Here is a 12,230-nt window from a genome sequence, read left to right on the forward strand (position 1 = left end):
CAATATGAGAAAATCAATATGTTTTTTGCTCATATGTACGGCGGCCATCTGTTGCTTTCTCCCTAACAGTGCCGCACAAGCCGCCGGAGGGCAGGGCAAAGCGTATGTAGTCGTGCTGGACAGGATAGCCATGGAGGACATGATAGCCATACAGCCGCCCAATATCATGCACCTGGTCGACCAGGGCGCTATAGCGCTTATGAATACCAAGGTGGCAGGCAGCCGCAATCCCAAGAGTGCATATATTACCATAGGGGCGGGTGTCAGGGCCACATATGCAGGCGGTTCGCATCTGGCCTTCAATGCCGGAGAATTATATAACGATGAAATAGCTTCAACCAGGTATAAACAATCCACCGGCATAAATGCGGAGTGGGATCAGGTTGTAAACCTATCCATACCCCAGCTCATCAGAAACAATGCCGATCAGGATCATGACATATACATAGGCGAATTGGGGCGCATATTGCGCTTATATGGGATTAAAACCGCCGTAGTGGGCAATGAGGACACCGATGACGTATGCAGCAGAAACGTCGTATCGCTTATCATGGATGATGAGGGCAAGGTACCTCTGGGCGACGTGAGCAAGAATGTATTGATACGCGACGTCGAACGCCCATATTCGCTTAGGACCGATTACCAAAAGCTATGGAATGAGACCCAATGGTTCAGCAAGCAAAGCGACGTACTGGTCGTGCAAACCGGCGACACATACAGGGCCGATGAATTCGGGCAATCGACCACCGACGCCATGCTGGCCAAATATCGTCGTCAGGCTATGATGGAGGCCGACGCGTTCATAGGGCGCTTGTGGGGTAGTATAGATCCGGATAAAGATATGATCATGCTCATAACGCCTTACCCGTCGGCTAAAGCATTGGCTCGGAGCAATTCGCTCACACCTTTTATAGCAGCGGGCAAGGGCATAGAGCACGGATGGGCCACATCCTCTACCACAAAGCGTACAGGCGTTATAACCAACCTGGATATAGCACCAACCATACTAGGATTCTTCGATATCCCGGTGCCGTCTTCCATATTAGGCCACGGTGTTGATAGTGCGCCTACCGATAAAACCCCGGAGCAGCTTTTAGCTTTTAACGATAAGCTGGTTACAATATACAGCCAGCGTCCAACGCTTATACAAATGTTTATAGGTTTTCAACTCATAGTACTATTGACGGCCTTTGCCTTACTTCAATTTAAAAAAGAATGGTCGCCTTATGCACTCCCGTTTTTATACAGTATAACGTTTATGCCCATAGCGTTTCTCCTGATGTCATTGTGGCAGAGAAATGATATATTCTGGACTGCCATAGGCCTCGCAGCGGTCACGGCCGGCATAACCTACATATCCATGAAATTGCTGCCGGGATGGATTGATAGAATCTCATTCTCCAGCCTTCTTACGGCAGCTATTATCATATGGGATATGTTGTTCAACGGCGCATCGCTGATACAAGGCTCGGCGCTTGGATACGATGTCATAGCCGGTTCTCGTTACTACGGCATAGGCAATGAATTTATGGGCGTGCTTATAGCATCTGTGATAGTAGGCACTACGGCGTTGGTGCAGAAGTGTCCCCTCCGTATATGGAACTATGTACTGCCGATATTGTATGCCGGTGTGTTTTACACGTTGATCAGCCCGAATATAGGCACCAATGTGGGCGGCGCCATAGCAGCCTTCCTGGGGTTCGGCATGGTGATGGCGCTGATGTGGGGTGTCAGGATAAACCTGAATTCTGCGGCGGCTATGGCAGGCTCGCTGGTTGTCATACTGATCGCGGTATTTTATATGGATTCGCTTCGCAGCGCCGACATGCAGTCACATATAGGGCAGACTGCCGGCATATTGCGCGAGCAGGGCATAATGTCCCTGCTGGGCATAGCGGCCAGAAAGATAAGCAGGAATATATACCTTATACGATATACCATATGGAGCCCGACGTTCATAGCCTCATTTGCCATGCTGCTGTTCCTAATATATCGGCCGGTGGGCGTGCTCAAGGATGTGCTGGATGAATACCCTGTGCTGGCAAATGGATTCAAATCCGCCATAGTAGCCAGTATGGCGGCTTTTTTGGTCAACGATTCTGGTGTGGTGGCCGCTGCCATGGCCATGATATATGTAGCTCCCTTCCTTATATCATTAATAATACGGCGATATGGCGGTGACAGAGCATATGAGCACTGATGTGATGACGGTGGTGCGACGAGCAGAGGGCGGCATCAAACGCCACATACTGTCGATAGTGGATCATATAGATAAAGACGACTATAATATATGCGTGGGCTGCGAGCAAGGCAGCGCATTGGCGAAGGAGCTGGCTACTAGGAAGGTGATGACCTTTCCTTTGGATATATCCAGCGCTATAAGGCCGTGGAGCGACGCGGCATCTGTTATAAAGCTGAACTCCATGTTTCACCGCTATAAACCCCACATCATACATGTTCACGGCGCGCGGGCATGGCAGATAGCGGCGGCCTTGCCGTATGATGTACCAATAGTGGCGTCGATCCATAACTTTCCATATAGGGACGGCCGCATGATTAAGGTCTCATATAAAATGCTGGCGGCGCGAACAGCCAGAATAATAGCCGTAAGCGACGCACTGGCTCAATACCTTTGTTCATGCGGCATATCGCAGGACAAAATAACAGTGGTACACAACGGCATCGACCTGGAGCCTTACAGCGATAACGCCGCCGAAGAACATCATAAAAACGAAAGCTTTGTTATAGGCACAGCAGCCAGGCTCATACCCCAAAAAGGCATAGATGTTCTGCTCGAGGCATTTTGTATATTGCTACACGAATATAATCAGAGCAGGCTTATTATAGCGGGTGATGGTCCATCGCGCATGGAACTCGAGCGATGGTGCTGGAAAATGAACATAGCCGACAGGGTCAGCTTTTTAGGCTATATCAATGACATAAACGCTTTTATGCAACGCCTGGACGTATTCGTGCTGCCGTCGTTATCCGAAGGCTTCGGCATATCGGTGTTGGAGGCCATGGCCTGCGCAAGGCCTGTTATAGCGTCATCGGTAGGCGGCGTACCGGAGATAGTAGATCACGGCCAAACCGGCCTTTTATTTCCACCGGGTGATAGCGGGACGCTGGCGATATGCTTGAAATACCTTATGGAGCATAGGAATGATGCGATCGACATGGGACTGAGAGCACACCGGCGTTTGAACGGGCGCTTCGATACGCACACTATGATAAAAAAAATAGAGGATATCTACCGCAGCTTAACATAGCGGATGATATTCTCTATTTTGGAGGTGTAAAAGGGTTACCTAACTTATTTTAAATACTGACATCGCATTCAGTAGATCTGTGGCCAGCTCGTTCAGCTTTTGAGCGGCATTGCTCAGCTCGTCCATGGCCGCTAACTGCTCTTGAGCCGAGGCCGACACCTCTTGAGCTGAAGCCGCCGATTGTTCGGATACGGCCGATATATTCTCTATGGCGTTGAGCACCCCATTCTTATTGGCATTCATCGCTTCTACTGCAATATCTATGGATTTTATCTGTTCAGATAGCTTTCGCACCGATTGAGCTATATTCTGGAAGGATTGAGCGGCGCTGTCTACCGCGGCATTTTGCTGCGATACGATATCGGCCATTACCCCTGTATTGCTTACGGTATTCTGTGTCATGCTGGTTATGCGCTTTATTATATCGTTTATATTGCGCGTCGATGTTTGCGATTGCTCGGCCAGCTTGCGTATCTCATTGGCCACCACCGCAAATCCCTTGCCCGCCTCACCGGCTCGAGCCGCCTCTATAGCCGCGTTCAATGCCAACAGATTGGTTTGGTCGGATATGGCGTCTATCACCTTTATTATGTTGTTTATATTTCTGGATTCCTGGCCCAGTTGTTGTATGGCCTCTACCATGGATTGGGTCACGTCGTTCACCTGGCTGCTCTTTTGCTTGAGCGTGTCGACGGCGTTCAAGCCATCCGTCGCTGCTCCCAGCGTTTGTTGAGATATGGTATTCATGGTCTTGGCATTTTCGGCTACATCGTCTATCTGCTGCGCCAGTTCACTCGCCTTTTGGGCGCCTATGGTGGCGTCGTTTGCCTGTTCCGATGCCCCTTTGGCTATCTCCTGTATGGCGGTGGCTATCTCAGAAGAGGCGGCGGTGGCTTCTTCAGATACGGCGGCCACATTGTCGGCTGATGCCGATACCTCGCGAGTCAAATCCATACCTTTTTGTATAAGCCCTTTTATCTTATATATCATGGAGTCCAGGCTTCTGCCAAGCTGGCCTATTTCATCATTGCCGGTTATGCCGGTATCGACGGTAAGATCACCGCTTTCCACCACGGCCGCCGCCTGCATGGCCTTATTCAGCCGCTTGGACATCGACAGCGCTATGAATACAGCTACTATGATGGCTATTATGGCAAATCCCACGCCAGCTATGACCACGGTGTTTCTCAGCGCACCCACCGATGATGTCAACTCAGCCTCGGGCACTGCGCCTACCACCGTCCATCCAGTGCCCTCGGACTTGCTGTAGCTTACCAGTAGAGGCTGGCCGTTTTGAGTTTCATGCAACGTGCCGGATTTTTCAGGAGAGGACAGTATAGTTTTCATATACGATGCATTCTTAAGATCCGATACGGCCTTTTCATCCATATCCGCGCCGCTTATGATTTTACCGCCGGGGGTTATAAGATAAACCTTGCCGGTATCACCCAGTTCAATGCTGTTCAACATATCCTGTATGGGTTTCAATTTTACATCTATGACCAGCACGCCTATGAGCTTATTTGCTGTTAAATCCTTATAAGCTCGTGCCAAAGTTACGGCATAAATGTCGCTGCCGGCCGACGACGATGTTTTTAAGTCTCGCTCATCTAGCCATACAGGAGAACCGCCGGCTTCTACCGCTTTCTGATAAAAGTCCGATTTCTTTACCGCTTCGATATCGTCCATTATCGGGGCGGCCGGCACGCCGTAGGATGTGCCATCCTCGCATACTATGCACAACAGATTTATGTAATCATTGGAACGTATTATCGATCCGAGTATGTCGTTTATGTTTTGAGCATTCTGAAACCTGTCATAGTCCGATAGCTTGCTTTTGTCCGCCGCAAGAAGCTCCTGGAGCTGCGTATTGCCAAATACCTCCATGGACGTACCGTTGACCATGGCCAGCACGGTATCCATGGTCCTGTTAAGCTGCTCGACGGTATTGACAGTACCCTTGCTCACCTCTTCGGTGATGGCATCGGATGCGTTTGTAGTAGCTATGTACCCTATGAATATGATGGGTATAAGTATTAGTATTAAAAAAGCTGCTATGAGCCTGGTGGCAATGGATGACATATTAATCTTCGTGACCTTCAATTTTCCCATAAAATTCTTCCTCCATCTGTTATATATATATTTATTCGGCATAAAGTTTATAAATCCTTCTTTTTATTCGGCATTTTCGACACGGCAGTTTAATTAATAATTTGCCATGCTTCAGATTATGATATATAATAATCTAGTAAAATATAGTAGGAGAAAGTACTCATGTACGAACAATTTGCGAGATTTTATGATGAACTTGGGTGGAGCCAATATGCGGCCGGCGTATGGGATAGGCTGAGCAAATACCTCGACTCGATAGGCTTTAAGCCGCGCAGCCTGCTGGATTTGGCCTGTGGCACCGGCATTCTGACCATAAAAGCCGCGCAGCGCGGCGTGGAGGCTCATGGGCTGGACATATCGGAGGCTATGCTTGAAAAGGCCGAATACAACGCCAGACAGGCTGATATAGAAGTTTCCTATGTATGCGGTGATATGAGCCATTTTTGCATGAACCGGCATTATGATATTATAACGTGCACGTTCGATGCTATAAATCATCTTTCAGCGTACGACGATTGGGAGGATACCTTTCGATGCGCCCTGGCCCATTTGGACGATAACGGCTTGTTCGTATTCGATATGAACACAGTGAAAGATTTGAGCGAGAATTGGGATAATATACACGTGCGCAAAGATGCAAACGGCAACTATGTTATAAGCAAGAGCATAGCCTTCCGCGATAAAGCATCGGCGGCTGTTACATTTACGGCTTTTGTGCAGCGCAGCGATAGGCTTTTCGACGGGTATGAAGAAACGGTCACCGAGGTCACCTTTCCCATAGATAGGGTGGTGGCCTCGTTATATGAGATCGGTTTTGCCGACGTCAGCGTTAAAAACGATATGTTTGAGGACGTACCCGATCCGGAGCAACTCAACCGCGTATTTATAATATGCAGGAAAACGAAAGCGAGATAAAGGTTATGGAGCAAAAGGTAGGCATTATAGATTTAGGCTCCAATACCGTGCGCCTGGTTATAATGAAGATAACCGAGGATGGGGCTTACACGCTATTGGATGAGCAGAAGGAAACAGTCAGGCTGGACGCTTCGGTCGAAGCCGGCGGCTTGCTGGAAGGGCCGGCGGTGGAGCATGCCGTGGATACAATACGTCTCTTCAAGAGGCTATGCGATGTAAATGGCGTAACCCGCATAATCGGGTTAGCTACGGCGGCCGTTCGCAAGGCGCGGAACAAACAGCGCTTTATAGAGCTTGTACAACAACAAACCGGTGTGTCGTTTTCGGTTATAAGCGGTATGCAGGAGGCCGAATACGATTATATCGGGGTTGTAAACTCTACTAGCATCGAGGACGGGTTGATCGTCGATATAGGCGGCGGCAGCACCGAACTGGTGCGGTTTGAACACAGACGTCTCGTTCATGCCACCAGCATGCCGTTTGGAGCCATCACGCTCACCGATTCGTTCCTGGGCAGAAGCAAACCGAAGCCCGATGATGTGAACAGGTTGAACGAGTTTATCCATAGCAAATTAAGGGAACATGCATGGGTGGCCTTTCCGGACGCTACTTTGGTTGGCGTGGGCGGTACTATACGCAACGTCGCTAAGATACATCAGGCAAAATCGAACTACAGGCTGCCGCTGCTTCATGGCTACGCCATGCCGTTTGCCGATATAAAATCGCTGTGGGAGGACATGCAGGATACCACGGTTTCCCAGCGCAAGAAAATGCGGGGGTTATCCGACGATAGGGCTGACATATTCCTTGGGGGAATGGCCGCTCTGGTCAATGTGCTGGAGTTTTCCCATATCGATAACGTTGTGGTAAGCGGAAACGGCGTAAGGGAAGGCGCCTTTTACAAAGAAGTTCTAGGCTGGCGCGGAGGCGATCGCGATGTGCTGGATACCAGCATAGAAAATATACTGAAGATATACAACGTCAATGTACGCCACGCACAGTATGTGGCGAGGCTGAGTATAAAACTTTTCGATCAACTGGCTACGCTGCATGGCTGCGGAAACGATTTCAAGAAGATACTGTATGCGGCAGCTCGCTTACACGATGTGGGCACAGCGCTCAATTATTACAACCATTCCCAGCATACGCTGTATATAATACTCAATTCGCAGATTTATGGCTTTACCCACCGCGAACTGGTGTTGTGCGCCCTGATAGCCGCCTCCCATCATAAGGATATGGTAAAAAGTTATGCCAGGCATTATGAGGGTATATTATATAAAGATGATGCCGAGAAGGCACAGCGCATGAGCGCCATACTGCGCCTGGCTGAGAGCATGGACCGCAGCGAGTCCGGTGTAGTAAAGGATGTGATATGCAGTATAAGCGACGACTATGTCAAATTGGAGACAGTAGTGAACGGGGACGGGGTGTTGGAGTTAGCCGACGCCGACAACCATAGGAGCTATTTTAAAAAGATATATGATAAGGATATACACATCGCAAAATTATAAAGGAGAGATACGTTATGGCGATGAGAAAGGTGAGGGAATTGGGGATTAACAAGACGTATCCTGGCAAGCTCTTTATAGTCGAGGGCATAGATGGCTCGGGCAAGAGCACGCAGATATATCTACTCAAGCGCTGGCTGGAACAGCAGGGGTATACGGTATTCTTTACCGAATGGAATTCGTCGGATCTGGTTAAAGATGCGACGCGCAAAGCCAAAAAGAAAAATATGCTGACGCCTACTACCTTCAGCCTGATACATGCCGCGGATTTTGCCGACAGGTATGAGCGCCTGATATGGCCTCATCTCAAGGCGGGCTATATAGTATTGGCAGACCGGTATATATACACGGCCTATGCCAGAGATATAGCGCGTGGCGTAGACCCAGATTGGGTGAGGAATATATACAGCTTTGCTGCCAAACCCACGGCCGCATTTTATTTCCAGGTACCGGTGGAGGTAGGGGTGTCGCGTATACTGCGGGGCAGGACAGCCCTGAAATACCATGAGGCCGGTATGGATCTTGGTCTCAGCAACGACCCGGCCGAGAGCTTTAAGCTATTTCAAGGCATAATAAAGGACCAATACGATGCCATGGTCCAAAGCGAAGGATTTCGCGTCATAGATGGAACGTTGCCCATAGAAGAGCAGCAGGTTCGAATGCGGGAGATGGTGCAGATCATGATAAAGCGCTATAAACCGCCGTTTGTTATACCAGACCAATCGTCGCTGCAATCGTGAAGAGGGGTGTAAGAGATGATACAAAAGGATAAACTTTTTTATGGCAGAGGGTTGCCTTATCTAAAAATAAATAAATTGCCGGGCTACCTCATAGTTATAGAAGGGGCGGACGGCTCTGGACGCTCCACGCAGATAAACTTGCTAAAGGACTGGCTAGAAGCCAAAGGCCACGCCGTATTGGATACCGGACTTAAACGCTCGACATTGGTAGGCAGCACCATAGATGAAGCCAAGAAGGGAAATCTGCTCGGTAAGACCACGCTCAGTCTTTTATATGCTACCGACTTTGGCGACAGGCTGGAGAATAACATAATACCGGCGCTGGAGGCTGGTTTTATCGTGCTGGCCGATAGGTATATATTCACGCTAATGGCCAGGGACATGGTGCGCGGCGCCAGGAGGGCGTGGCTTAAAGAGATGTTCGGCTTCGCGCTAATACCGGATATAGTATTTTACCTTCAGGTATCGCCAGACGTGCTGCTCCATAGGGCATTTATGCAGTATGGTCATTTGGACTATTGGGAATCGGGCATGGATCTCGGCATATCGCCCGATAGGTTCAAAAGCTTCAAACAGTATCAGTCCATGCTCAAAGATCAGTTCGATAATCTGGCTCAAGAATACGGCTTTATAACCCTGGACGGCTGCATGGACGTAGAAGCCATACAACAAAGATTGAGGGAAGAAATATTAGAAAGGATAGATTTATAGCGATGGATTGGCATTGCATCGCTGCCAAGCAGGTAGCTCAGCAGCTAAATACCTCCGCACAAAACGGCTTATCGGAACATGAAGCGCAAAAGCGGCTCGAACAGTACGGGCACAACGAACTGGCTGAAGAGCGCAAGCGTACCATATGGCAGATGTTTGCCGAGCAGTTCAAGGATTTTATGATAATAGTGTTGTTCGTAGCCGCAATCGTATCGGCGATACTCAGCGAATGGGTGGATGCTATTGTCATCATAGTGGTAGTGGTGCTGAATGCCATATTGGGCGTGATACAGGAGTCCAGAGCCGAGCAGGCGTTGGCAGCGTTGAAGAAGATGGCCGCTCCCAATGCCAAGGTCATGCGCGACGGCAAGCTCAGGATCATACCGGCTGCTCAACTGGTGCCAGGCGATGTGGTGGTGTTGGAAGCAGGAGATTTTGTACCGGCCGACCTTCGCCTCGTAGAAGCTTCAAACCTGAAGATAGAGGAGTCGTCGCTGACAGGCGAGTCGGTGCCGGTGGATAAGACCACCGATGCTTTAAACGGCGACGATATAGCACTGGGCGACAGGGTAAATATGGCCTATATGACGTCGGCCGTCACATACGGCCGCGGCAAGGGCATAGTAGTAGCGACGGGCATGGATACCGAGGTAGGCAGGATAGCCGAGATGATAGGCCAGCAAGAGGATAACCAGACACCGCTTCAAAAGAAGCTGGAGCAATTGGGTAAGTGGTTGGCTATAGCAGCATTGGCCATATGCGCCGTTATCTTTTTGGCCGGTATACTGTATGGCAAAAATTGGCTGGACATGTTCATGACAGCGGTCAGCCTGGCAGTGGCAGCCATACCCGAAGGCTTGCCGGCCATCGTTACCATAGTGCTGGCCATAGGTGTGCAGCGCATGGCCAAGCGCAACGCCATAATAAGGCGGCTGCCCGCGGTGGAGACGCTGGGTGCGGCCACTGTCATATGTTCGGATAAAACCGGTACACTTACGCAAAACCGTATGACGGTGCAGCGCGTATATGCCGGAGGCAAGACATACGATGCCGCCGAACATCTAGAAGTAGAAGAAAACAGTCCGCTGAATATGTTGCTCAAGGTAGCCATACTATGTAATGATGCCGTAGAGGATGCCGATGAGGGCAAGACCATAGGGGATCCCACAGAAACGGCATTGTTGGACCTTGGCATAAAGCTGGCTATGCATAAAGCGGATGTCGAAAATGGTATGCCGCGCGTGGATGAGATACCTTTTGATTCCGAAAGGAAGCTCATGACCACCGTACACGAGTATAAAGGCAAATATGCCGTATTGACCAAAGGAGCGCCGGATGAGCTGCTGAAGCGATGCAAATACATACACGATGGCCAGGCGGTGAGAGAAATAACGCCCGACGACATAGAACGCATATCGGCGATAAACGAAGAGATGGCCGGCCGTGCGCTGCGCGTGTTGGCCATGGCATACAAAGAGATAGACGATGTAGCCTATGAGGATAAGCAAAAACAATGGGAGTCCGACTTGATATTTTTGGGCATGGTGGGTATGATAGACCCGCCGAGGCCAGAGGCCAGAGATGCGGTGGAACTGTGCCGTACAGCGGGTATAAAGCCGGTCATGATAACCGGCGACCACAAGCTGACGGCTGTGGCTATCGCAAAAGACCTAGGTATACTGCAGCCGGGAGACGAGGCCATAAGCGGCTCCGAACTGGATGATATAGACGACGATGAGATGGTGGAAAGGGTGCCGCATTATTCGGTATACGCCAGGGTATCGCCCGAGCATAAGGTTAAGATAGTCAAAGCATGGCAACGCCGCGGTGACGTGGTGGCCATGACCGGCGACGGCGTAAACGATGCGCCTGCATTAAAGAGCGCCGATATAGGGGCGGCCATGGGCAGGGTGGGTACCGACGTGGCCAAAGGCGCCGCCGATATGGTGCTGACCGACGACAACTTTGCCACCATTGTGGCAGCAGTAGAAGAGGGGCGCATTATATACTCGAATATCATCAAGGCCATACACTTTTTGCTGTCGTGCAACATAGGCGAGATATTCGTGTTATTCATAGCTACCATGCTGAACTGGCTCCAACCCTTGTTACCGGTGCATATACTTTGGATAAACCTCGTCACCGACAGCCTGCCGGCCATAGGCCTGGGCATGGAACGCGGTGAGGAAGACATTATGCGCCGTCCGCCGCGCAACCCCAAAGAAAGCGTTATACCTCTGCCGATGTTTATCAACATACTTTGGCAGGGCTTGATCATCAGCTTAGTTACGTTGGCGGCCTTCCAGATAGGCCTGACGGTAAGCCTGGAAGTCGGCCGTACCATGGCATTTCTGGTGCTGGGTTTGTCACAATTGGCTCATTCGGTAAATATGCGCTCGCAGGATAAATCGATATTTGCCATGAAGTGGTCGGATAACAGGTTTATGATACTGGCGCTGCTTTTATCGGGTGCGATGCAGCTCATCATCATATTCGTGCCGTTTTTGCGCAGTATATTCGAGCTGGCTATGTTGGACGGCGTGCATTGGATCTATGCCATAGCGCTGGCATTGGTGCCTGTAGCCGCGGTGGAGATATGGAAACTGATAAGGCGCGTAGCGAACAGTAATAAGTGACGCCGCATCGCATATAATGCTTGTGAGGGGGTGTTTGCTCTTGCAGGCATATATAGGCGATATAGCCATAGTACCTATCATAATGGGCATAACCGAGGTATTCAAGGCCCTCGGCATGCCGGCTAAATACGGCCCGCTGATGTCGTGGATTATAGGTTTGGTGATAGGCTTTATGTATATCGCGCCGCAGGATCCCGCCACCGCCTTTGTGGTGGGATCGGCACTGGGCCTGAGCGCAGCCGGTTTGTATGAGAGCGGAAAAACCGTATATCTTGAGATGAGGAATAAGAAAAACGCCGACAGATAAAAAATCCCGGACTGAGCATATGCTCAGTC

The 12,230-nt window shown here is 50.0% G+C and carries 9 protein-coding genes; 8 read left to right on the plus strand and 1 reads right to left on the minus strand.

All coding sequences use genetic code 11. The features are described 5' to 3' along the window. Positions 1-4 precede the first annotated feature (4 nt). A complete protein-coding gene (locus MAHAU_RS06775) occupies positions 5-2,200 on the plus strand; it encodes a hypothetical protein (RefSeq protein ID WP_148258397.1) in 2,196 nt (731 codons plus the stop codon). After that, entirely contained in the window at positions 2,190-3,269 is a 1,080-nt protein-coding gene (locus MAHAU_RS06780) for a glycosyltransferase family 4 protein (RefSeq protein WP_049783346.1), read from the plus strand. The genes MAHAU_RS06775 and MAHAU_RS06780 overlap by 11 nt, the downstream gene beginning before the upstream one ends. A gap of 39 nt (positions 3,270-3,308) precedes the next feature. Here MAHAU_RS06780 and MAHAU_RS06785 read toward each other — a convergent pair whose 3' ends face one another. Further along, positions 3,309-5,381 carry a methyl-accepting chemotaxis protein gene (locus tag MAHAU_RS06785; protein WP_013780986.1) on the minus strand — a complete coding sequence of 691 codons (2,073 nt, stop codon included), beginning with the start codon at positions 5,379-5,381 and terminating at the stop codon, positions 3,309-3,311. A gap of 162 nt (positions 5,382-5,543) precedes the next feature. Here MAHAU_RS06785 and MAHAU_RS06790 point away from each other — a divergent pair, with 162 nt between their 5' ends. From MAHAU_RS06790 to MAHAU_RS06815, 6 genes are read left to right on the plus strand one after another with little or no spacing between them, the layout of a single operon-like run. Next, the gene (locus MAHAU_RS06790; RefSeq protein ID WP_013780987.1) at positions 5,544-6,296 is read left to right on the plus strand and encodes a class I SAM-dependent DNA methyltransferase; all 753 of its coding nucleotides are present in this window, start codon (positions 5,544-5,546) and stop codon (positions 6,294-6,296) included. Between the two features lie 5 nt (positions 6,297-6,301). Continuing rightward, a complete protein-coding gene (locus tag MAHAU_RS06795) occupies positions 6,302-7,810 on the plus strand; it encodes a Ppx/GppA phosphatase family protein (RefSeq protein ID WP_013780988.1) in 1,509 nt (502 codons plus the stop codon). A 14-nt stretch (positions 7,811-7,824) separates the two neighbouring features. Beyond that, entirely contained in the window at positions 7,825-8,547 is a 723-nt protein-coding gene (gene tmk, locus MAHAU_RS06800; RefSeq protein WP_013780989.1) for a dTMP kinase, read from the plus strand. Positions 8,548-8,562: 15 nt separating this feature from the next. Next, positions 8,563-9,258 (plus strand): dTMP kinase, encoded by a 696-nt coding sequence (gene tmk / locus MAHAU_RS06805; protein ID WP_013780990.1) that lies wholly within the window; start codon positions 8,563-8,565, stop codon positions 9,256-9,258. Positions 9,259-9,260: 2 nt separating this feature from the next. Further along, a complete protein-coding gene (locus tag MAHAU_RS06810) occupies positions 9,261-11,894 on the plus strand; it encodes a calcium-transporting P-type ATPase, PMR1-type (protein WP_013780991.1) in 2,634 nt (877 codons plus the stop codon). 40 nt (positions 11,895-11,934) lie between these two features. Continuing rightward, on the plus strand, positions 11,935-12,201 hold the full coding sequence (locus tag MAHAU_RS06815; RefSeq protein ID WP_013780992.1) for a hypothetical protein: 267 nt from the start codon (positions 11,935-11,937) through the stop codon (positions 12,199-12,201). The last annotated feature ends 29 nt before the right edge of the window (positions 12,202-12,230 follow it).

The sequence above is a fragment of the Mahella australiensis 50-1 BON genome, from assembly GCF_000213255.1.
In the GTDB taxonomy this organism is placed as follows: domain Bacteria; phylum Bacillota; class Clostridia; order Mahellales; family Mahellaceae; genus Mahella; species Mahella australiensis.

Bases quoted from the DNA above. Each gene is read 5' to 3' on its own strand.
- MAHAU_RS06790 (WP_013780987.1), top strand. From the start codon at position 5,544: ATGTACGAACAATTTGCGAGATTTTATGATGAACTTGGGTGGAGCCAA.
- MAHAU_RS06795 (WP_013780988.1), top strand. From the start codon at position 6,302: ATGGAGCAAAAGGTAGGCATTATAGATTTAGGCTCCAATACCGTGCGC.
- MAHAU_RS06785 (WP_013780986.1), bottom strand. From the start codon at position 5,381: ATGGGAAAATTGAAGGTCACGAAGATTAATATGTCATCCATTGCCACC.
- MAHAU_RS06775 (WP_148258397.1), top strand. From the start codon at position 5: ATGAGAAAATCAATATGTTTTTTGCTCATATGTACGGCGGCCATCTGT.
- MAHAU_RS06810 (WP_013780991.1), top strand. From the start codon at position 9,261: ATGGATTGGCATTGCATCGCTGCCAAGCAGGTAGCTCAGCAGCTAAAT.
- tmk (WP_013780990.1), top strand. From the start codon at position 8,563: ATGATACAAAAGGATAAACTTTTTTATGGCAGAGGGTTGCCTTATCTA.
- tmk (WP_013780989.1), top strand. From the start codon at position 7,825: ATGGCGATGAGAAAGGTGAGGGAATTGGGGATTAACAAGACGTATCCT.
- MAHAU_RS06780 (WP_049783346.1), top strand. From the start codon at position 2,190: ATGAGCACTGATGTGATGACGGTGGTGCGACGAGCAGAGGGCGGCATC.